The organism is Stenotrophomonas sp. 82F1, from assembly GCF_056861525.1.
This window is the reverse complement of record NZ_JBSPUD010000017.1, coordinates 18,475-38,164: the sequence shown is the minus strand read 5'-3', so window position 1 is coordinate 38,164 and position 19,690 is coordinate 18,475. Positions and strand designations below refer to the sequence as shown.

Here is a 19,690-nt window from a genome sequence, read left to right as displayed (position 1 = left end):
CCGCGACGCACGTGCGGCGATCAGCCGAGCATGGGCTCGGCTCTACAGGAGGGGATGGCGGGCGGCTATTCCCCGATCCAACCCTCCAGCAGGTCGGCGAACTCGTCCGCGTGCTCCTCCTCCTGCGCCAGGATCTCCTCCAGGATGCGCTTGGTGGTGGTATCACTGTCGCCGATGAAGTTGATCATCTCGCGGTAGCTGTCGATGGCGATGCGCTCGGCCACCAGGTTCTCGCGGACCATGTCGCGCAGGTCGCTGCCTTCCTTGTATTCGGCGTGCGAGCGTGCGGTCAGCGTGTCCGGATTGAGGTCCGGCTCGCCGCCGAGCTGGACGATGCGTTCGGCCAGTTTGCCGGCATGTGCCTGCTCCTGCTGCGCGTGCTCCAGGAACTCGGCCTTCACCGCATCGGCCAGCATGCCCTTGGCCATGAAATAGTGGCGGTAGTAGCGCAGCACGCACACATATTCGGTGGCCAGAGCATCGTTCAGCAGCTTGATCACCACCTTGCGGTCGGCGCTGTAGCTGTCGGTGATCGCACCATCCTTGATGTTCTTCCGCGCCCGCTCGCGCAGCGTCTGGCGATCGCTGATGCCATCGATCCTGGCGGACGGAGAGGCGTTGCTGGATTTGGCTGGCTTGTTGGACATGGCTGGCCGGTTTCCTTTGTAGTCAGGGGTTCAAGTGGGAAGGTGCTGCAGCACATGCTCGGCCGAAGACACCTCGAACTGTCCGGGTTCCTCGATCCAGGCTGCGCGTACCGTGCCGTCCACCACGTACAGGGCAAAGCGGCGCGAACGGATGCCCATGCCGGACGAGCTTGCATCCAGCTCCAGGCCAAGCGCACGGGTCAGTTCGGCGTTGCCGTCGGACAACATCAGCAGGCCTTCGGGCACGTGCTGGTCGGTGGCCCAGGCCTTCATCACGAACGGATCGTTGACCGCCATGCAGTACACGTCAATGCCGCGCTTGCGGAAGGCGTCGAACGTTTCCACGTAGCCCGGCAGGTGGCGGGCCGAACAGGTGGGGGTGAATGCGCCGGGCACGGCGAACAGCACCACCTTGCGCCCGTCGAACAGGGCGTGGGTATCGAGGGTCTCGATGCCTTCGCGGATGCGCTTGAGGGTGACTTCCGGAATGCGGTCGCCGACATGGATGGTCATGGGAACTCCTTGCTGGGTGAGGGTAGGGGCCAGGAGGGGACGGACGCGTCAAGACATTGGAAAACCCATGTATACACCCCATTTCCGTCCTCTGCGGGGGCTCTCAGCCACAGCATGGGGCAGGGCGATGGCAGGCGCATTGCGCTGGATCAGTCGGCCTCACCGTTGCCGCACGACCGGCGGCGTAGCATCGCCGGCGCGTAGAATGAACCCGGGGTGGCGCCACCGGCGCCGCCGAAGCGAATCGAGGTAGCTGGATGGAATTCAAGGATTATTACGCCACCCTGGGGGTGGAACCGAGCGCGGGCGAGGCGGAAATCAAGACCGCTTATCGCCGGCTGGCACGCAAGTACCACCCGGACGTCAGCAAGGAGACCGGGGCCGAAGACAAGTTCAAGGCCATCAATGAGGCCTACGAGGCGCTGCGCGATCCCGAGAAGCGCGCGGCCTATGACCAGCTGCGCGCGCAGGGCTATCGCCCGGGCGAGGAATTCAACGTGCCGCCGAACTACGGCGGCGGCGGTTTCAATTTCGAGGAAGTGTTCGGTGGTGGTGGCGGTGGCCCCAACGGGGGCTTCAGCGACTTCTTCGAGAGCCTGTTCGCGCGCCAGCGCGGCGGCCAGGGCGCGGGCCCCGGTCCGGGCTTCAGCAGCCACGGCCATGCACCCAACCGTGATACCCGGGCCAAGCTGTCGGTACCGCTGGAGGCGGCCTACAACGGCGACAGCCTGCGCATCACCGTCAACGGCAAGCAGCTGGATGTGCGCGTGCCCAAGGGCATCCGTCCCGGGCAGGTGATCCGCCTGGCCGGGCAGGGCAACCACGGCGGCAACCTGCTGCTGGAAGTGGAGTACGCCGCGCATCCGCAGTTCGAGGTCGACGGTCGCAACATCCTGTACACGCTGCCGGTCACCCCGTGGCAGGCGGCGTTGGGCACCAGCATCAGCGTGCCGACGCTGGGCGGAGCGGTGGAGCTGAAGATCCCGGCCGACTCCGATGCCGGTCGCAAGCTGCGCCTGCGGGGGCGTGGCCTGCCGGGCAGCCCGGACGGCGATCAGATCGTCGAGCTGGAGATTGTCGCCCCGGCGGCGACGGATGAGGCGCAGAAGAAGGCCTATCGGAATCTGGCCAAGGCGTTTGGCGAAACGATCTGAGATCTGCTTCGGTGGGTGCGGACCTTGGTCCGCACGCCTTGCGGTAGTGCCGGCCGCTGGCCGGCAAAGGCGTGCCAACCAAGGTTGGCATCTACCAGGGCGGTGTGTCAGCCCTGGCCGGCGAACACCCGCTCCAGCACTTCGGACAGTTCGTCTTCCGAGAACGGCTTGGTGATGTAGGCCTTGGCACCCTGGCGCATGCCCCACATGCGGTCGGTGTCCTGGTCCTTGGTGGTCACCAGGATCACCGGAATGTGCCGGGTTGCTTCATCGCGGGCGAGGGTGCGGGTGGCCTGGAAGCCATTGAGGTTGGGCATCACCACGTCCATCAGCACCAGGTCCGGCAGCTCGGCCTTGGCGGTCTCCACCCCGGCCGCGCCATCGGTGGCGGTCAGGATCTGGTGCCCGAGCTTCTCGACGATGCGCTGTATCCCCAACAGCTGCGACGGTGAGTCGTCGACGATCAGAATGCGTGCCATGTTGTTCCCCATGTGATGCCGGAAGTGTAGTGCCGGCATCCCGTTGGCGGGAGGGCGACGGCTGCCGTCCGTCGCCTGCCTGCGACGTTCAGTCGATCCGCACCACCGTGCGGCCAAGCGAGCCGCCCGCCAGCATGCGATCGAACACCGCAGGCAGTCCGTCCAGGCCGACTTCAGCGGTGCAGATGCGGTCCAGGTGCTGCGGCTTCCACGCGTCGCCCAGGCGTGCCCACACTTCTTCGCGCAGCGCGCGCGGGGCATTGGCCGACGACACACCCAGCAGCGAGACACCGCGCAGGATGAAGGGCATCACGGTCATGTCCAGCGTCGGGCTGGCGGCCAGGCCCGCACTGACCACGCTGCCATAGGGCACCGTCTGTGCCAGCAGGCTGGCCAGCATCGGCCCGCCGGCGTTGTCCAGGCCACCGCCGAAGCGTGCCGACTGCAGCGGCCCGGTGTCGGCAAGAGCATCACGCGGCAACACCTCGGCAGCACCGATGGCGCGCAGGAAGTCGGTCTGCTCCGGTTTGCCGCTGATCGCGTGCACGGCATAGCCGGCGCGGCTGAAGATGTCCACGGCCAGGGCACCGACCCCACCGCTGGCGCCGGTGACCGCCAGTGGCCCCAGCTCGGGCGTCTGCCGGTTGTCCTGCAGGCGCAGCAGGGCCAGCGCAGCGGTGAAACCGGCGGTGCCCAGCACCATCGCCTCGCGTGGGCTCAGGCCCGCCGGCTGGGCGATGACCGCGCTCGATTCCAGTCGCACGTACTGGCTGTAGCCGCCATCGCGGGTTTCGCTGAGGCCGCAGCCGGTGGCCAGGACCGCATCGCCCTCGCGCCAGGCCGGATCGGTGGAGGCGACCACCGTGCCGGCCACGTCAATGCCGCCCACCAGCGGGAAGCGCCGCAGGATCCGGCCTTTGCCGGTGCCGGCCAGGGCATCCTTGTAGTTGACCGAGGACCAGTGCGCGCGGATCAGCACCTGGCCGGGGTTGAGGTCGTCCAGGCTCAGCGGCACCAGGCCGCTGCGGTAGCCGGCGTCGTCTTTTTCGATGCGGAAGGCGGTGAACGGGGTGGTGGGGACCATCGGCGCTGCCTGACTTCAAGGAAAACGCCACCTTACCCGTTCCGGACCCTTTCAATCCTGCCGGTCAGCCCCATCTTGTATGATCGGTAATGGTTCATGGCTGGCGTTGCGGGAAGGGCCCGCGTCGCAGCCCACATCTTGATGGAGCGTGCATGGCCTGGAATACACCCGGCGGCAACAAGGGCGGACAAGGTCCCGAGGACAATCGACGCGGGCCGTTCGGGTCGCGCGGCGGTGGCAATGGTGGCGGCTGGGGCGGATTGCCCGGACCGCTGAAGGACCTGTTCGATGGCGGCATCCTGCGTTGGGTGGTGGCAGCGGTGGTCCTGCTGGTGCTGTTCTCCAGCTTCCAGCTGATCGGCGAACAGCAGCGTGGCGTCGTGCTGCGCTTCGGCCAGTTCTCGCGCATCCTGACCCCAGGCCCGAACTTCAAGTTGCCCTGGCCGATCGAATCGGTCACCAAGGTCAACGCCACCGAGATCAAGACCTTCTCGATCCAGGTGCCGGTGCTGACCCGTGACGAGAACATCGTCAACGTCTCGTTGAACGTGCAGTACCGCATCGATGACCCGCAGCAGTATCTGTTCGGCACTGTCGATGCCAACCAGGTGCTGGAGCAGTCGGCGCAGAGCGCGGTGCGCGAGGAAGTCGGCCGCGCCGACCTCAACGCCGTACTGAACAACCGTGGCCCGCTGGCCGTGGCCGCTGAAGAGCGCCTGCAGACATTGCTGCGTGCCTTCAAGACCGGTCTGACCGTGACCGGCCTGACCCTGCAGGACGCCCGTCCGCCGGAGGAGGTCAAGCCGGCCTTCGACGAGGTCAACGGTGCCCAGCAGGTCAAGGAGCGCCTGATCAACGAAGCCCAGGCCTATGCGGCCAAGGTCGTGCCTGAAGCGCGTGGCCAGGCCTCGCGTGCCCGTACCACCGCCGAGGGCTACAAGCAGGCCGTGGTGTCCAAGGCCGAGGGTGATGGCCAGCGCTTCAGCCTGCTGCAGGCCCAGTACAAGGACGCACCGGAAGTCACCCGCAAGCGCCTGTGGCTGGAAACGGTGCAGCAGGTGCTGAGCGAGAACCGCAAGGTCATTGGTGGCGATGGCCGCCAGCTGATCTACGTGCCGATGACCGGCGATACCCGTGCCACCACCTCGGCGCCGCCGGGGGTGACGAACCCGGAGGTGGTGATGCCGTCGCTGCCGGGTACCACGGCAGTGGAAGCTTCCCGTGATCCGGGCCGGCCGGTGGGCCGCCCGACCGGGCGTTCGAGCGGCCGTGAGGAGGGCAGCCGATGAAAAATTCAATCTGGATTGCCGTTGTCGTAGCGGCGCTGCTGGGCCTGCTGGGCTCGGTGTATGTGGTCCGCGAGGACCAGACCGCCATGGTCCTGAACCTGGGTAAGGTGGTGCGTTCGGACATCAAGCCGGGCCTGCACTTCAAGCTGCCGGTGGTGGAAACGGTGCGGGTGTTCGACCGCCGCTTCCAGGTGCTGGACACCGCCCCGGCACGCTACTTCACCGCCGAGCAGAAGGACGTCAGCGTCGACTTCTTCGCCATCGGTTACATCTCCAACGTGGGTGATTACTTCCGTGCCACCGGTGGCGATCCGCGCATCGCCAATGCCCGCCTGGCACCGATCATCACCGACTCGCTGCGCAACCAGATCAACTCGCGCACCCTGCAGCAGCTGGTCTCCGGCGACCGCAGCGAGCTGATCGCCGAGCAGCTGAAGGGGATCAACGAAGCCGTTGCCGGCCTGGGCATGCAGATGATCGACCTGCGCATCAAGCAGGTGGACCTGCCGACCGACAGCCAGGTGATCAATGACGTGTACGAGCGCATGCGCGCCCAGCGCAAGCAGGAAGCCGCCAAGCTGCGCGCCGAAGGCGAAGAGCAGTCGCTGACCATCCGTGCCCAGGCCGACCGTGACAGCACCGTGCTGATCGCAGAGGCCGAACGCGATGCCCAGCGCCTGCGCGGTGAAGGCGATGCCGAGGCTGCGCGCATCTATGGCAAGGCCGGTTCGGCCGACCCGTCGTTCTACGCGTTCTACCGCAGCCTCGAGGCCTATCGCGGCTCGATGACCGACGGCAACGGCGTGATCGTGCTGGACAAGAACGACCCGTTCCTGCAGTACCTCAAGAACGATCGCTGAGACCGCACGGCAGTACCTCACGGGGCCCGGCCAAACGCCGGGCCCCGTGCTTTTCCGGAGTTCCCCCATGAAAGATCTGTTCGCCGCCGTCTGCCTGGTCGCGGTGCTGGAAGGCCTGTTGCTGTTTGCGGCCCCCGTGGCCTGGAAGCGCATGGCCGAACGCCTGCTGGACCTGCCCAGCCCGGCCCTGCGCAGCTTCGGTGGCCTGGTCCTGCTGGCCGGGCTGAGCCTGCTGTGGTGGGTGCGGCACTAACTGGCCCGTAGCGCCTGAGCCGATGCTCGGGCGGCGCCGCGCAGCGGCAGGACGGCAGCCGAGCATGGGCTCGGCTCTACAGCAGGCAGCGCCTGACCGGCCGGTGAAGCCGCCCGTCGGAAAGGTGGCACCGGACCCCGGAAACCCGGATAATGCACAAAAGCCGGACGGGCCTCCCCGTTCGGCTTTTTCCGTGTCTGGGCCTTCCATCGCCGGCCGCTCCCCGTTTGGAGCCGCCACCCAAGCGCTGGCCAGCCCCGCTGCGGTTTACCCGTCCGCGGCCCCGATGGCCGCAACAAATAGAGGAACCCGTCATGGGTCAGTCTGTCGTAGTGCTTGGTGCCCAGTGGGGCGATGAAGGCAAGGGCAAGATCGTCGATCTGCTCACTGAGGAAATCGGCGCGGTCGTGCGCTTCCAGGGCGGCCACAATGCCGGCCACACCCTGGTCATCAACGGCAAGAAGACCGTCCTGCACCTGATCCCGTCGGGCATCCTGCGTGACGATGCGCTGTGCCTGATCGGCAACGGCGTGGTGATTTCGCCGGCTGCGCTGCAGAAGGAAATCGCCGAGCTGGAAACCTCCGGCGTGGAAGTGCGTTCGCGCCTGAAGATCTCCCCGGCCGCGCCGCTGATCATGCCGTACCACATCGCCCTGGACCAGGCGCGCGAACGCGCTGCCGGCGGCAAGGCGATCGGCACCACCGGTCGTGGCATCGGCCCGGCCTACGAAGACAAGGTGGCGCGTCGCGGCATCCGCATCGCCGACCTGCATTACCCCAAGCAGCTGGAAGAACTCCTGCGCACCGCGCTGGATTACCACAACTTCGTGCTGACCAAGTACCTGAACACCGATGCGGTCGATTTCCAGAAGACCTTCGACGAGGCGCTGGCCTTCGGCGAATACGTGCAGCCGATGAAGTCCGACGTTGCCGGCATCCTGCATGACCTGCGCAAGCAGGGTAAGCGCGTGCTGTTCGAAGGTGCGCAGGGCGCGCTGCTGGACATCGATCACGGCACCTACCCGTACGTCACCAGCTCCAACACCACCGTTGGTGGTGCGCTGGCCGGTGCCGGCGTCGGCGCCGATGCGATCGACTACGTGCTGGGCATCGCCAAGGCCTACGCGACCCGCGTTGGCGGGGGTCCGTTCCCGACCGAGCTGGACGATGAAATCGGCCAGGGCATCCGCGACCGCGGCGCCGAGTACGGCGCCTCGACCGGCCGTCCGCGTCGCTGCGGCTGGATGGACATCGTCGCGCTGAAGCGCGCCGTGGCCATCAACGGCATCAGCGGCCTGTGCATCACCAAGCTGGACGTGCTGGACGGCATGGAAAAGCTGAAGGTCTGCATCGCCTACGAATACAACGGCAAGCGCACCGAGTACGCACCGCTGGACGCGCAGGGCTGGGAAGAGTGCACCCCCGTGTACCTGGAGTTCCCGGGCTGGACCGAGAACACCCACGGCATCACCAACTGGGACGACCTGCCGCCGGCCGCACGCGCCTACCTGCGTTCGCTGGAAGAGCTGGCCGGTTGCCCGATCAGCATCGTCTCCACCGGCCCGGATCGCGACCACACCATGGTCCTGCAGGATCCGTTCGCCTGAGCGACCGCACGCTGACGTGAAGGAAAAGCCCCGCGAAAGCGGGGCTTTTTCGTTAGTGTGTACGCCGTGCCAGCAGGGAAGCGGACCGATGACCGGCGATGTCAGCGTGAGAGGGACCAGGGTGCTGCGGATCACCCTGTGGGTGTTCTGGGGCCTGTGGGCAGCCGCCTGCGTGGTGCTGGCAGTGGGCGCTGTGGCCAACCACCTGGCGTCACGAACGCAGACCCTGCCGCTGGTGCTGAGCCCCGGTGCGAGCGCGGAGATCGTGGTCTACCGCTTCATCGATGATCGCCTGCGATTGCGGCTGCGCTACCCGCCCAACGCTGCCGACCCGGCCCTCGACCCCGACGTGTTGATGCGCATCGAAACGCCCAACGAGCACGCGGACTTCCGCGCAAGCGTGCGATCAGGCCCGCCCGCGACGGAGGTCGTGCGCAGGGTGGAAACCGTTGAAACGGCAGGTTTCACCGCCGCGTACTTCGGCTATGGCCGCGGTGACGCACTGCCCCGTGGCCGCTCCTGGCTGCGGGTGACCGTGCTGGAGGTGGAGCCGGCGCTGCTCGGCAGGCCGGCAACGATCGAAGTGCAGCCGCCGCTGGATCTTCTGAAACTGACCGACCTGGACTACATCTGGCTGTGGCCGTTCTTCTTCTGGAAACTGGTGGCGCTGTTGCTGCTGATTCCCGGCATCGCACTGGTGATCTTCACCATCGCGCTGCGCAGGCAGCGTCCGCGCGCTGTATAGGCGCCCCGAAAAGAACGTGCGGGTTGCGGCCTATTCCCCTCCGTCACCTTTTTTCAGCAGCGGATAGGGGTTGAGCGACTCACCCTTCCACCACTGCTTCTCCGGCCCCAGCGTGTGCACTTCGAAATGCAGATGGGGAGCTTCGGGGTTGGCATTGCCGGTGCTGCCGACGTAGCCGATCACATCACCGCGCTTGATGGTCTGCTTCTCGGCCAGGCCGTCGGCGTAGCGCTGCAGGTGTGCGTAGTAGTAGCACCAGCGGCCGCTGGGTTCGAACTGGTAGACCGTCAGGCCCCCGCGTTTGCTGTCGAACAGTTTCTCGATATGGCCATCGGCCACGGCCAGCACCGGCGTGCCGGCAGCGGCCATGATGTCGATCGCATCGTGCACACGGCCTTCGCTGCGGGCGTCGGTGAAGGTGTCCTGCAGTTGCGACGGCGCAATGCCCTGTACCGGCAGCAGCAGACCGGAGGGTGTGTCGCCGGTTGCTGCTGGGGCGGGCGCAGCGATCGCCGTCGCTGCCTGCTCCGCGGGTACGGCAGGTGCGTGGTCCGCCGCAATCGCTGCAGGAGGGTGGACAGCCGCGCCATCGGACGGCTCGCCATCGCGCTGCAGCCACCATCCGGCGGCCACGCCCATCACCAGTCCCAGCACGATCAGTTGCGCAAGTCGCATCGGCTTACTCCTGCATCATCACGACAACCGAGGTATCCACCGCCGCGGCCACGCGCAGTGCATCCCAATTGGTCATGCGCACGCAGCCGTGTGATTCGGTCTTGCCGACATGACCGGGCACCGGCGTGCCGTGCAGGCCGTAATGCGGCTTGGACAGGTCAATCCAGACCCGGCCGACGGGATTGTTCGGGCCCGGCGGAATCGTCGCCTTGCGATCGCCCTTCTTTGCGTCCCAGAACAGTTTCGGGTTGTAGTGGAATGGCGGATCCGGGTACACGCCGAGGATCTTCCACTCACCGATCGGCAGCGGGTCGTGCTCGCTGCCCGACGACACCGGCACCTGCGCGATCACCTTGCCCTGCGCGTCCAGCAGTTGCAGGGTGGAGTCGGATTTGTCGACCACCAGCTTGGCCGCTTTGGGCAAAGCGGCAGGCGCAATGTTGGGCACCTGGATGCGAGTGCCGGCTTTGCTCAGATCCACGCCGGGGTTGAGTGCCTTCAGCAGCGCCGGGGCGGCATGGAAACGCTCGCCCAGTGATTCTTCGATACTGCTGAAGCCCAGTGATTTCAGCTTGGCCTGTTCGGCCGGCTTCTTGGGGATGGCGACAAAGGGACCGGCCACGTCTTCGGCGGTCAGCGTATAGCTGGCCAGCGGAGTGACCGTATCGGCCTGCAGGGCTTTCCAGGTAGCGTCGTCCAGTTCACCGCTGACGGTCAGCCCGTGCGCAGCCTGGAAGCCGGACACCGCACGCCGCTGGTTGCTGCCCACCTCGCCATCGATCTCGCCCGGAGAGAAATTCGCACGGTCGAGCAGGACCTGCGCATGCAGGGGCGAGTGCGCCGCGGTGTCAGGGCCGGCCTTTTCGGCGATGGGCGCTGGCAGGCCGGCGGGCGGGGGCGTCTGCGCAAAGGCGGGCGACATCAGCAGCGAAAGCGCAAGCAGGGCGGGGCGGCATACGGGCATGGGCATCTCCAGGCAGATAACGCCTTCACCCTGCCTGCAAACGCTGCGTAGCTGCCGTGAAAAGGAACTGATGCCGGCATGAGCAGCTGGGTCGCATCGCTACGCCAAAGACCCACCGCAGAAGGGGAGGGCGGCACCTCACCAAGGTGAACGGCTTCCGACGCAGGCGAGCGTGGGGCGATCAAGATTCCCGGTCGACAGGCCGATATGGGCGCATCCCCCCCGTTTTGGATTCACCCCATGAACTACTTGAGGAACGTCAGGGTTGCCTGGCGTCTTGGGCTTGGCTTTGGCCTGTTGTTGCTGCTGGTTGCCGCCGTGGTGGCCACCGGCGCTACCGCCACCACCGTGCAGAAGCGTGCGATGGAGCAGGTGGTCGAGGTTGGCGTAGCCAAGGTACGGCTGCTGTCGGAGATGCTCGATGCCAACAACCAGATGATGGTCGTGCGCCGCGAGATGCTGATCCGCCAGGGCGAAGACCGTGCCAACGACGAGCAGCGCATCGCCGAGCTGGTCAAGCGTTACGAGGCCAGCTGGACCGCCTACCAGGCCCTGCCCGGCGATGCCGAGGGCAAGGTGATCGGCGAGACCATCGCCGCCAAGCGCGCGCTCGCCCGTCCGCTCAACAAGCAGACCAGTGAGCTGATGGAGCAGGGCGATTTCCCCGGTGCCGTGGCGCTGACCCTGGGCCCGGTGCAGGAAGCGGCCAATGGCTGGAACAAGGCGTTGGCCGATGGCGTGGCCTATGAGGAAAAGGAAAGCCGCGAGGCCGCTGCCGAGGCGATCCGCCTGGGCGAGCGCAGTCTGCTGCAGCTGCTGGCGCTGGGCGGCGTGGCCCTGCTGGTCGGCATCGCCGCGTCGGTGTTGATCGGCCGCAGCATGACCGGCCCGCTGGCACGTGCGGTGCAGTTGGCCGAGCGCCTGTCCAAGGGCGAACTGGACCAGGAATTCCGCCTTGGCGGTCGTGACGAGCTGACCCAGCTCGGCGAGGCCATGGCCAGCGTGCGCCAGAGTGTGCAGGCGGCGATCGGCGCCCAGCTGCAGATGGCCGAGCAGCATGAAGCCGGTGCGATCCGTTACCGGATGGATGCCAGCGCCTTCCCTGGCGATTTCGGCCGCATGGTGCAGGCCACCAATCACCTTGTCGAATCGCACGTGCAGGTGCAGCTGCTGATGGCCGAGGTGATGCAGCGCTATGCCATCGGTGATCTCAGCCGCGATCTGCCCGAGTACCCGGGCGAGAAGGGCACGCTGACCCGCACCCTGGCGGCGGTCAAGCAGAGCCTGATGGCGATCAACGCGCAGATCGATGAACTGGCCCGTGCCGCGCGCGCTGGCGACTTCAGCATGCGTGGCGACGCTGCAGCATTCCAGTACCAGTTCCAGGCGATGGTGAACCACCTCAACGGCATGATGGCCAGCTCGCAGGCCAGCATCGCCGATGTTTCCGACGTGCTGCGCGCCATCTCGCATGGCAACCTCACCGCGCGCATGGACGGCGAGTACGAAGGTGTGTTCGCGCGCATGCGTGATGATGCCAATACCACCACCGCACAGCTGACCGGTATCGTGCGTGGCATCCAGGTGGCCGCCGACAGCATCAACAACGCGGCGCAGGAGCTGGCGGCCGGCAACAACGATCTGTCGCGCCGTACCGAACAGCAGGCCGCGAATCTGGAAGAGGCTGCCGCCTCGATGGAAGAGCTGACCTCGACCGTGCGCCAGAACGCCGAGCTTGCGCGCCAGGCCGACAGCGAAGCACACGCAGCCGGTGTTGCCGTGCGCGAGACCGAGCAGGCCATGGCGCAGATGGCCACGGTGATGGGCGAGATCGATCAGTCTTCCGCGCGCATCTCGGAGATCTCCACGGTGATCGATGGCATCGCCTTCCAGACCAATATCCTGGCGTTGAATGCCGCGGTGGAAGCAGCGCGTGCCGGTGAACAGGGCCGCGGCTTCGCGGTGGTTGCCAGCGAAGTGCGTACGCTGGCCCAGCGTGCCGGCGTCGCCGCCAAGGAGATCAAGGAACTGATCGAGGACGCCGCCGCCAAGGTGCAGAGCGGCCTGGCGGTGACCGTGCAGTCCGAAGCTGCCATTGCGCGCGTGGCGCAGGCCAGTTCGCGTACCACCCTGCTGATGAGCGACATCGCCGCCGCCAGCAAGGAACAGGCGGCTGGCATCGAGCAGGTCAACCAGGTGGTGGTGCAGATGGACCAGGTGACCCAGCAGAACGCGGCCCTGGTGGAAGAAGCCACCGCTGCCAGCCGCGCGCTGGAAGAGCAGGCACATGCACTGACGACGTCGGTGTCGGTGTTCCAGCTGGAGCAAGGGGCGCGCATGCCCATCGTGCCTGCACGCGCGGCGTAAGCCAACGGCAGCGCGATGTTGGATGACGCCCTGCATGCGATGGCCCGCATGCAGGGTGTCAATGCACGCAACGAGTGGGCACAGCTAACGCCCGCGCGCAGAGCGTTCGATCAACCAACCAGCCGCGTACAGCAACAGCAGCGTTGGCGGAACCAGCACCGCATACGCGGTCGACCAAGGCTTGCCGTACAGCAGGCCGCCTGCGCCGATGGCATCAAGCGCGGCAGACTGCAGAGTGATGGGCAGCGCCATCAGGATGTAGGTACCTTTCGGGTCCGCATCCGACTGTGCGCCATGAACCAGCCACGCGGTAAACAGCAGGTAGGCCACGCACAGCGCCAGGCCGGTCCAGCTAAGGAGTCGTCGCTTCTTCATCCGCAGGCCTCCTTTCAACGGACCTCGAAGCGCGCCTGCAGCGGCAGGCTCACACCCCGCAACAGATCCCTGACCACCACCTGTGCGGTCCACGTGCCCTTCGGATCACCTGCCTCGGCGACGAATTTCAGCTGCACGTTGGTCATGTACAACAAGGTGGGGGGACCCGGCAGACGGGCGGTGAAGCAGGGAACATCGCGCTCATCCGCGCTGGCGCTGCCGTCCGGGCGCAGCATGCGCACGTCGCAGTGGACCTTGGCTGCGCCATCCTCGCCCAGTTGCGGGTTGGACAGGAACGTCAGTACGAACAACTCTCCGCCCAGCTGCACGTCGCTGGCCTCGGTGAAGTTCGGCGTGGTGTCCGCTGGAGTTTCCCACTTGGCCCGCCAATCGGCGTCGGAGGTGACCAGCAGTGATGCCGCAAATCCATCCCTGGACTTCATGGCATCGGTCTGCGGCACCGCCTTGCCGTCGCCATTTATCCAGCCATCGCCGGCAAAGGTGGTCAGTGGCAGCATCAGGGCCATCATGGCCAGTGCGTAGGTCCATCGCATCAACAGCTCTCCCGGGTAGCCGCATCCTGCGGCGAAGCCGCCAGTATCGCGCAACCTTGACCGGCACAGCAGGGGAGCGCCAAAGAAGAGGTTTCTTCGCCCGCCGATCCGGGTGATGCTTGCCAGCAAAGGAGATGGCATGGGAATTGGACGCGAGGAAAAGCAGGGCGGTGATGCCGCGTCGACCACGCCGCTGCACGTAGTGATGCTGCCTGGCCTGGATGGCACCGGCAGGATGTCGACCTCATTCCTGTCCGCACTGCAGGCTCATGGGCTGACGACGCAGGCGATCGCGCTGCCTGCGCAAGGAGGGCAGGGTTACGCCACGCTTGCCGAATGGCTGTGGCCGCAGCTGCCACACCAACCATTCGTACTGCTTGCCGAGTCTTTCTTAGGCCCCTTGGCGATTCAACTCGCCGCACGACAGCCCGCCGGCCTGCGCGGACTGGTGCTGGCCGCGACTTTCGCGCGTCGGCCCGTGCCAATGCCGGCAGCCGGCGCGGCACTGCTGTCGCCGGCCTGGCCGATGCCTCCTGTGGCATTGCTGTCACGCCTGTTGCTGGGGCGATGGCGCAACCGCCAGCACCTGTCGATGCTGCACGATGTGCTGGCTCAGCTGCCGGCGGCCACGTTGCGGCAGCGCGCCGCAGCGACCCTGCGGGTGGACGTACGCGGCTTGCTGCCGCAGATCACGGTGCCGACGCTGTGCCTGCAGGCGCGTCAGGACCGGTTGCTGTGGCCGCCGAGCGTGGCCGAGCTGCAGGTTCTTTTGCCGGATGCGCGGCACATTGCCCTGGAAGGGCCGCATCTGCTGCTGCAGGCCTGCGCTGACCCGGCCGCCGCGGTGGTGGCCGGTTGGGTGAGGGCGCTGCCGACTGCGGGTTAACTGCTGGCGCGGGCCGGCGCTGCCTTCTTCGTACTCGTGCGCGCGCTGCCGCTGCGCTTGCCGCCACCATCCTGCTTGTTCACGGTGGCCCAGGCGATGCGCTCGGCGGTGCCTTCGCTGGCACCGCGTTCGCGCTCACTCGCTTCGATATGCTCGGCCTGGCGCTTCTGCTTGTCGGTATAGGCGGATTTGTCACCTCGGGGCATGAGCGTTCTCCTGTCGGATGATCAGGCCAGCAGGCGCAGCTTCGGCTCACGCGCCCATTGGCGGGTGGCGGCAGCGGTGAGGAAGGCCTTGCTGTCTTCGGCCTCGACGGTGCCAGCATCACTGCCTACGCGTGCCGCTTTCAGCAGCGCCTGTGCGCCTTCGTCACTGGCGATGGCCTTCAGATGCGCCCAGGCGTCGCTGACGAAGCCAATGGCCGCCGCTTCCTTGGCCAACGCCTTGCCAGCATCGGCACTCAGCACCACGGCCACCGCATCGAACACCACCGACGGGGTACCGGCCAGCTGTCCATCGGCGGCCTGCACCTTGCCGTCGCTGAGCGTGGCGCCACCGACTTTCGGTGCGACCAGCTTGACGCTGGCGCCGGCCTTTTCGGCGGCCTTGCGCAGGTTGACGATCACTCGTGCATCGGAACCTTCATCGAACAGGATGCCGATGCAGCGCCCCTGCAGCAGTGGCTTGTTGCGGCCGATCACGCGTACTTCGGGGGCGACGGGCAGGTCCTGAGCGGGGGTTGCCGTCGGTGCCGGTTCCGGCAGGGTACGCAGGGCCAGTCCGTCGGCCACGCGCTTGGCCAGCCCCTCGTCGATGTTGCGCAGATGGCTGACCGTGCGCACGCGCACCTTCTCGGTTTCCACCTTCGACAGCTCGAACACCAGCGCGGAGGCCAGGTGCGCCTGCTCCGGTTTCTCCAGGCTGCGGAAGAACATCCGTGCCTGGCTGTAGTGGTCGGCAAAGCTCTCCGCACGGGTGCGGCCTTTGCGCCCGTCATCGGCGCTGGCGTGGCTGCGGAAACCGGCGGGCGTTTCGCGCGGGCTGTCCTCCTGCAGCGAACTGGGATCGTAGGCGACGCGTCCCTTCGGCACCTGCATCTGCATGTGGCCATCGCGCTGGTGGTTGGCGAACGGGCACTTCGGTGCGTTGATCGGGATCTGGTTGAAGTTCGGCCCGCCCAGGCGGATCAGCTGGGTATCCAGATAGGAGAACAGCCGTCCCTGCAGCAACGGATCGTTGCTGAAGTCGATGCCGGGCGGCACGTTGGCCGGGCAGAACGCAACCTGCTCGGTCTCGGCGAAGAAGTTGTCCGGCCAGCGGTCCAGCACCATGCGTCCGATCACCTGCAGCGGCACCAGCGACTCGGGGATGAACTTGGTCGGGTCCAAGTGGTCGAACGGGAAGCCGTCAGCCTGTTCCTCGCTGAACAACTGCACCGCCAACTCCCACTCGGGGAAGTCGCCGCGCTGGATCGCCTCGAACAGGTCGCGGCGATGGAAATCGTTGTCGGCTGCCTGCAGTTTCAGCGCCTCGTCCCAGATCGTGGACTGCAGCCCCAGCTTCGGCCGCCAGTGGAATTTGACGAAGGTGGAGTTTCCTTCGTCATCCAGCAGGCGGAAGCTATGGATGCCGAAGCCTTCCATGGTGCGCAGCGAGCGCGGAATCGTGCGGTCGCTCATCGCCCACATGATCATGTGCATTGATTCGGGCATCAGCGAGACGAAATCCCAGAACGTGTCGTGCGCGCTGGCGGCCTGCGGGAACGCGCGGTCCGGTTCCATCTTCACCGCATGGATCAGGTCGGGGAACTTGATCGCGTCCTGGATGAAGAACACCGGGATGTTGTTGCCGACCAGGTCCCAGTTGCCTTCCTTCGTGTAGAACTTCACCGCGAAGCCGCGCACGTCGCGCGGGGTGTCGACCGAACCGGCGCCGCCGGCGACGGTGGAGAAGCGGGTGAACACCGGCGTCTTCACCCCGACCTCGGTGAGGATCTTCGCCCGCGTCACCTTGCCCAGCGACTTGGTCAGTTCGAAGAAGCCATGGGCGGCCGAGCCACGCGCGTGGACGATGCGCTCGGGAATGCGCTCGTGGTCGAAGTGGGTGATCTTCTCGCGCAGCAGGAAGTCTTCCAGCAGGGTCGGGCCACGCGGCCCCTGGCGCAGGGAATTCTGGTTGTCGGCAACCGGGATGCCCTGGTTGCTGGTCAGTACCGGATGTTCTCCTCCCGCCAGTTGATGCAGTTCATCGCCCTGGCCGCGGCTGTCACGGTCGGCGGCGGGGGTGGCGGGAGCGCGCTTGCCGGTCGGCTTGCTGGCGGCCATGGAGGATCTCCTGGAGCGGGTAGGGGGCAGACCCCAGACACTGGCGCCGTCGGCGTTAATGCAGGGTCCCGTGGGAGTGAACGCGCAGACAAATCGGCGGCTCGGGTATGCTTGCCGCATGCGAGTCGAACCCGCCGACATCGAAGCCCTGTTCGACGCCATTCCGGACGTGCTGTTCTTCATGAAGGACCGCCAGGGCCGCTACACCTACGTCAACCAGACCATGCTGCGACGGCTGGGCCTGCGTGCGCGCAAGGACGTGATCGGCCGCACCGCAGCCGAGATCTACCCCACCGGCCTGAGTGCGGACTATGTCGACCAGGACGCCCGCGTGCTGTCCGGCGAGGTGATCGAGAACCTGATGGAGCTGCACCTGTTCGCCAACCGCGAACCGGGCTGGTGCCTGACCTGCAAGCGCCCGCTGGTGGTCGACGGGCAGGTGGAAGGGCTGATCGGCATCTCCCGCGACCTCGGCCAGAAGGACAGCCTGGGCACCCAGTACGAGCAGCTGCGGCTGGCCCTGGCGCACCTCAATACGCACTACGCCGAGAACGTGCGGATGCAGACCCTGCTGGACATCACCGGTTTTTCGTTGTCCAAGCTGGAGCGCAGCTTCCGCAAGGTGTTCCAGATGACCCCGCAGCAGGTGCTGACCCGGCTGCGGATCCAGATGGCCATGCACCTGCTGCATGGCAACGAGAGCATCGCCTGCATCGGCCAGGCCTGCGGTTTCAGCGACCAGAGCGCGTTCACCCGCAAGTTCAAGGCTGAAACCGGTTTCTCACCACGCGCCTATCGGGCCCGTATTGGTGGCAATGTCGGCGAGCCGGTACCGGCCTGAGTTGCCTGCTGCGCTGTGCCTATCCCCGCGGCGGCTGGACACGGTAAGGTGTCGCCCTTGTCGCCGCCGCCAGCCCTGCCGATGCCCGCCACCCCCGATCAGACCGCTTCGCCCTCCCGCCTCGGCCATTCGCTCAAGCCACGCCAGCTGATCATGATGGGGCTGGGCAGCGCCATTGGCGCCGGCCTGTTCCTCGGCTCCGGCGTAGGCGTGCAGGCGGCCGGCCCGGCGGTGCTGGTGTCCTACCTGGTGGCCGGTGCGCTGGTGATCATCGTGATGAACGCACTGGGCGAAATGGCCGCCGCCAAGCCGACCAGCGGTGCGTTCTCGGTGTATGCGGCCGATGCCATGGGCGCCACCGCCGGCGCCACCGTGGGTTGGCTGTGGTGGGTGCAGCTGGTCATCGTCATCGCCGCCGAGGCGGTGGGCGCGGCCGGATTGCTGGCCACGGTCTGGCCGGTGGTGCCGGTACCGATGGCGGCACTGGCGTTCATGCTGTTCTTCACCGCGATCAACCTGCTCGGGGTGAAGAACTTCGGTGAGTTCGAATTCTGGTTCGCCATCCTCAAAGTGGCGGCGATCCTGGCCTTCATCGCCGTTGGCGTGGCGCTGCTGATGGGCTGGCTGCCGCAGGTGGCCTCGCCGGGCCTGAGCAACTTCACCGAGCACGGCGGCTTCGCGCCGAAGGGCCTGGCCGGTATCGGTGCGGCGCTGCTGGTGGTGGTGTTCGCCTTCGGCGGCACCGAGATCGTGGCCGTCGCGGCGGCGGAGACCGAAGACCCCGAGCGCAGCATCGCCCGTGCCATCCGCACCGTGGCCTGGCGCATCCTGGTGTTCTACATCGGTTCGCTGAGCGTGATCATCGCCGTGGTGCCGTGGACCAGCGAAGCGCTGAAGTCGCCGTTCGCTGCGGTTCTCGATGTCGCCAATATCCCGGGGGCAGCCACGGCCATCACCCTGATCGCGGTGATCGCCCTGCTGTCGGCGCTCAACGCCAATCTCTACGGCGCCTCGCGCATGATGTATTCGCTGGCGCAACGCCGCGAAGCACCGGCCGTGCTGGGCTGGACCGACCCGCGCCAGGTGCCGGTGATCGCGGTGCTGGCCAGCGTCCTGTTCGGTTTCGCTGCCACCATCATGGAACTGCTGTTCCCGGACAAGGTGTTGCCGGTGCTGCTGAACATCGTCGGTTCCACCTGCCTGCTGGTGTGGACGCTGTCGCTGATCTCGCAGCTGGTGCTGCGCCGTCGCGCCGACCGCCTGGGCACGCGCCTGCCGTTCCGCATGGCCGGCTTCCCGTGGCTGACCGTCTGCGCGCTGGCGATCCTGGCGTTGATCTTCGGCCTGCTGCTGAGTGAAGCGCATACGCGCCTGCAGTTCCTGTCGATGGTCGCGCTGACGGCGACCATCGCGGCCAGCAGCGCCATCGCCCGGCGCATGCGCGAGGCCTGATCCTGTAGAGCCGACCCTATGGTCGGCTGCTGTCTGCGTAGTCGCTGGCCGCGCATGGGCTCGGCTCTACAGCAGGCATACATCGGCCGTGCCATCCTGATCGCGTGGGCCATCACCGGCCCGACGAACGGGAGCACCGCATGTTGCGCAGCCGTCCCTTCCTGATGTTCACCGGCCAGGCCGAAGCCGCGCTGGCCCTCTACGCCGAAGCCTTCGCCGAATTCCGCCTGCTGGCCCTGCAGCGCCATCCGGACGGGGCGGGTGCGGGCGTACCCGGTCAGGTCCGCCAGGCCATTTTCCTGCTCGGCGGCACCCACTACCTGTGCTTCGACAGCCTGGATGTGCACGACTTCACGTTCACGCCTTCGATGTCGCTGTTCGTGGAATGTGCGGGTGTCGAATCGTTCGAACGTGCCGCGCGCGTGCTGGGCGACGGCGGGCATTGGCTGATGCCGGTGGGCGACTACGAGTTCAGCAGCCGCTACGGCTGGGTGCAGGACCGTTTCGGCGTGTCGTGGCAGTTGAGCCTGGGGCAGGTGCCGGATCCGTGATGGCAAAGCATCCACGCATGGCGTGGATCTACTACCTGCCATGGCGCACTCTCCAGTAGATCCACGCCAT

The 19,690-nt window shown here is 66.6% G+C and carries 21 protein-coding genes; 11 read left to right on the top strand and 10 right to left on the bottom strand.

All coding sequences use genetic code 11. From position 1 onward, the window contains the following. Positions 1-65 precede the first annotated feature (65 nt). Both AC13GI_RS15655 and AC13GI_RS15650 read right to left on the bottom strand, forming a co-directional pair. Complete coding sequence (locus AC13GI_RS15655) at positions 66-647, bottom strand: ferritin-like domain-containing protein (protein ID WP_099818900.1); 582 nt, start codon at positions 645-647, stop codon at positions 66-68. 30 nt (positions 648-677) lie between these two features. Next, positions 678-1,160, bottom strand: coding sequence for a redoxin family protein (locus AC13GI_RS15650; protein WP_482996759.1), 483 nt, complete (start codon positions 1,158-1,160; stop codon positions 678-680). 257 nt (positions 1,161-1,417) lie between these two features. Between AC13GI_RS15650 and AC13GI_RS15645 the strand changes: the two genes are divergently transcribed. Then, the gene (locus tag AC13GI_RS15645; protein WP_099818902.1) at positions 1,418-2,314 is read left to right on the top strand and encodes a DnaJ C-terminal domain-containing protein; all 897 of its coding nucleotides are present in this window, start codon (positions 1,418-1,420) and stop codon (positions 2,312-2,314) included. A gap of 107 nt (positions 2,315-2,421) precedes the next feature. Here AC13GI_RS15645 and pilH read toward each other — a convergent pair whose 3' ends face one another. Then, positions 2,422-2,793: a twitching motility response regulator PilH gene (gene pilH, locus AC13GI_RS15640; protein ID WP_005410644.1), complete on the bottom strand. Its 372-nt coding sequence runs from the start codon at positions 2,791-2,793 to the stop codon at positions 2,422-2,424. A gap of 88 nt (positions 2,794-2,881) precedes the next feature. Beyond that, complete coding sequence (locus AC13GI_RS15635; protein WP_482996758.1) at positions 2,882-3,877, bottom strand: YhdH/YhfP family quinone oxidoreductase; 996 nt, start codon at positions 3,875-3,877, stop codon at positions 2,882-2,884. Between the two features lie 152 nt (positions 3,878-4,029). Between AC13GI_RS15635 and hflK the strand changes: the two genes are divergently transcribed. The 5 genes from hflK (at position 4,030) to AC13GI_RS15610 (ending at position 8,631) form a co-directional block, all read left to right on the top strand. Continuing rightward, complete coding sequence (gene hflK / locus AC13GI_RS15630) at positions 4,030-5,166, top strand: FtsH protease activity modulator HflK (RefSeq protein WP_312704426.1); 1,137 nt, start codon at positions 4,030-4,032, stop codon at positions 5,164-5,166. After that, a complete protein-coding gene (gene hflC, locus AC13GI_RS15625) occupies positions 5,163-6,026 on the top strand; it encodes a protease modulator HflC (RefSeq protein ID WP_265953140.1) in 864 nt (287 codons plus the stop codon). The genes hflK and hflC overlap by 4 nt, the downstream gene beginning before the upstream one ends. A gap of 67 nt (positions 6,027-6,093) precedes the next feature. Beyond that, on the top strand, positions 6,094-6,279 hold the full coding sequence (locus AC13GI_RS15620; protein ID WP_089236459.1) for a DUF2065 domain-containing protein: 186 nt from the start codon (positions 6,094-6,096) through the stop codon (positions 6,277-6,279). A 314-nt stretch (positions 6,280-6,593) separates the two neighbouring features. Beyond that, complete coding sequence (locus AC13GI_RS15615) at positions 6,594-7,886, top strand: adenylosuccinate synthase (protein WP_025877044.1); 1,293 nt, start codon at positions 6,594-6,596, stop codon at positions 7,884-7,886. Between the two features lie 106 nt (positions 7,887-7,992). Continuing rightward, positions 7,993-8,631 (top strand): hypothetical protein, encoded by a 639-nt coding sequence (locus tag AC13GI_RS15610; protein WP_482996790.1) that lies wholly within the window; start codon positions 7,993-7,995, stop codon positions 8,629-8,631. A 30-nt stretch (positions 8,632-8,661) separates the two neighbouring features. On the opposite strand, the gene AC13GI_RS15605 is transcribed toward AC13GI_RS15610, so the two are convergent. Further along, positions 8,662-9,306 carry a M23 family metallopeptidase gene (locus AC13GI_RS15605; RefSeq protein ID WP_482996757.1) on the bottom strand — a complete coding sequence of 215 codons (645 nt, stop codon included), beginning with the start codon at positions 9,304-9,306 and terminating at the stop codon, positions 8,662-8,664. Between the two features lie 4 nt (positions 9,307-9,310). Further along, on the bottom strand, positions 9,311-10,276 hold the full coding sequence (locus AC13GI_RS15600; RefSeq protein ID WP_482996756.1) for a L,D-transpeptidase family protein: 966 nt from the start codon (positions 10,274-10,276) through the stop codon (positions 9,311-9,313). A gap of 234 nt (positions 10,277-10,510) precedes the next feature. Between AC13GI_RS15600 and AC13GI_RS15595 the strand changes: the two genes are divergently transcribed. Next, positions 10,511-12,637, top strand: a complete 2,127-nt coding sequence (locus AC13GI_RS15595) for a methyl-accepting chemotaxis protein (RefSeq protein ID WP_482996755.1) — start codon at positions 10,511-10,513, stop codon at positions 12,635-12,637. Positions 12,638-12,721: 84 nt separating this feature from the next. Here the strand turns inward: AC13GI_RS15595 and AC13GI_RS15590 are convergent, their stop codons facing one another. Beyond that, positions 12,722-13,012 carry a hypothetical protein gene (locus AC13GI_RS15590; RefSeq protein WP_482996754.1) on the bottom strand — a complete coding sequence of 97 codons (291 nt, stop codon included), beginning with the start codon at positions 13,010-13,012 and terminating at the stop codon, positions 12,722-12,724. Between the two features lie 14 nt (positions 13,013-13,026). Then, complete coding sequence (locus AC13GI_RS15585; protein ID WP_482996753.1) at positions 13,027-13,566, bottom strand: hypothetical protein; 540 nt, start codon at positions 13,564-13,566, stop codon at positions 13,027-13,029. A gap of 139 nt (positions 13,567-13,705) precedes the next feature. Between AC13GI_RS15585 and AC13GI_RS15580 the strand changes: the two genes are divergently transcribed. Continuing rightward, the gene (locus AC13GI_RS15580; RefSeq protein ID WP_482996752.1) at positions 13,706-14,452 is read left to right on the top strand and encodes an alpha/beta fold hydrolase; all 747 of its coding nucleotides are present in this window, start codon (positions 13,706-13,708) and stop codon (positions 14,450-14,452) included. Here AC13GI_RS15580 and AC13GI_RS15575 read toward each other — a convergent pair. After that, the gene (locus AC13GI_RS15575; protein ID WP_346559783.1) at positions 14,449-14,658 is read right to left on the bottom strand and encodes a hypothetical protein; all 210 of its coding nucleotides are present in this window, start codon (positions 14,656-14,658) and stop codon (positions 14,449-14,451) included. The genes AC13GI_RS15580 and AC13GI_RS15575 overlap by 4 nt on opposite strands. Before the next feature lie 21 nt (positions 14,659-14,679). Continuing rightward, on the bottom strand, positions 14,680-16,776 hold the full coding sequence (locus AC13GI_RS15570) for a catalase (RefSeq protein ID WP_482996751.1): 2,097 nt from the start codon (positions 16,774-16,776) through the stop codon (positions 14,680-14,682). A gap of 118 nt (positions 16,777-16,894) precedes the next feature. Here AC13GI_RS15570 and AC13GI_RS15565 point away from each other — a divergent pair, with 118 nt between their 5' ends. From AC13GI_RS15565 to AC13GI_RS15555, 3 genes are all read left to right on the top strand, one after another. After that, positions 16,895-17,617: an AraC family transcriptional regulator gene (locus tag AC13GI_RS15565; RefSeq protein ID WP_099818914.1), complete on the top strand. Its 723-nt coding sequence runs from the start codon at positions 16,895-16,897 to the stop codon at positions 17,615-17,617. Positions 17,618-17,698: 81 nt separating this feature from the next. Then, on the top strand, positions 17,699-19,069 hold the full coding sequence (locus AC13GI_RS15560; protein ID WP_482996789.1) for an amino acid permease: 1,371 nt from the start codon (positions 17,699-17,701) through the stop codon (positions 19,067-19,069). A gap of 140 nt (positions 19,070-19,209) precedes the next feature. Next, on the top strand, positions 19,210-19,620 hold the full coding sequence (locus AC13GI_RS15555) for a VOC family protein (RefSeq protein ID WP_482996750.1): 411 nt from the start codon (positions 19,210-19,212) through the stop codon (positions 19,618-19,620). Positions 19,621-19,690: the final 70 nt, after the last annotated feature.

Coding starts and splice junctions, on each gene's coding strand:
- AC13GI_RS15655 (WP_099818900.1), bottom strand. CDS start 647: ATGTCCAACAAGCCAGCCAAATCCAGCAACGCCTCTCCGTCCGCCAGG.
- AC13GI_RS15650 (WP_482996759.1), bottom strand. CDS start 1,160: ATGACCATCCATGTCGGCGACCGCATTCCGGAAGTCACCCTCAAGCGC.
- AC13GI_RS15645 (WP_099818902.1), top strand. CDS start 1,418: ATGGAATTCAAGGATTATTACGCCACCCTGGGGGTGGAACCGAGCGCG.
- pilH (WP_005410644.1), bottom strand. CDS start 2,793: ATGGCACGCATTCTGATCGTCGACGACTCACCGTCGCAGCTGTTGGGG.
- AC13GI_RS15635 (WP_482996758.1), bottom strand. CDS start 3,877: ATGGTCCCCACCACCCCGTTCACCGCCTTCCGCATCGAAAAAGACGAC.
- hflK (WP_312704426.1), top strand. CDS start 4,030: ATGGCCTGGAATACACCCGGCGGCAACAAGGGCGGACAAGGTCCCGAG.
- hflC (WP_265953140.1), top strand. CDS start 5,163: ATGAAAAATTCAATCTGGATTGCCGTTGTCGTAGCGGCGCTGCTGGGC.
- AC13GI_RS15620 (WP_089236459.1), top strand. CDS start 6,094: ATGAAAGATCTGTTCGCCGCCGTCTGCCTGGTCGCGGTGCTGGAAGGC.
- AC13GI_RS15615 (WP_025877044.1), top strand. CDS start 6,594: ATGGGTCAGTCTGTCGTAGTGCTTGGTGCCCAGTGGGGCGATGAAGGC.
- AC13GI_RS15605 (WP_482996757.1), bottom strand. CDS start 9,306: ATGCGACTTGCGCAACTGATCGTGCTGGGACTGGTGATGGGCGTGGCC.
- AC13GI_RS15600 (WP_482996756.1), bottom strand. CDS start 10,276: ATGCCCATGCCCGTATGCCGCCCCGCCCTGCTTGCGCTTTCGCTGCTG.
- AC13GI_RS15595 (WP_482996755.1), top strand. CDS start 10,511: ATGAACTACTTGAGGAACGTCAGGGTTGCCTGGCGTCTTGGGCTTGGC.
- AC13GI_RS15590 (WP_482996754.1), bottom strand. CDS start 13,012: ATGAAGAAGCGACGACTCCTTAGCTGGACCGGCCTGGCGCTGTGCGTG.
- AC13GI_RS15585 (WP_482996753.1), bottom strand. CDS start 13,566: ATGCGATGGACCTACGCACTGGCCATGATGGCCCTGATGCTGCCACTG.
- AC13GI_RS15580 (WP_482996752.1), top strand. CDS start 13,706: ATGGGAATTGGACGCGAGGAAAAGCAGGGCGGTGATGCCGCGTCGACC.
- AC13GI_RS15575 (WP_346559783.1), bottom strand. CDS start 14,658: ATGCCCCGAGGTGACAAATCCGCCTATACCGACAAGCAGAAGCGCCAG.
- AC13GI_RS15570 (WP_482996751.1), bottom strand. CDS start 16,776: ATGGCCGCCAGCAAGCCGACCGGCAAGCGCGCTCCCGCCACCCCCGCC.
- AC13GI_RS15565 (WP_099818914.1), top strand. CDS start 16,895: ATGCGAGTCGAACCCGCCGACATCGAAGCCCTGTTCGACGCCATTCCG.
- AC13GI_RS15560 (WP_482996789.1), top strand. CDS start 17,699: ATGCCCGCCACCCCCGATCAGACCGCTTCGCCCTCCCGCCTCGGCCAT.
- AC13GI_RS15555 (WP_482996750.1), top strand. CDS start 19,210: ATGTTGCGCAGCCGTCCCTTCCTGATGTTCACCGGCCAGGCCGAAGCC.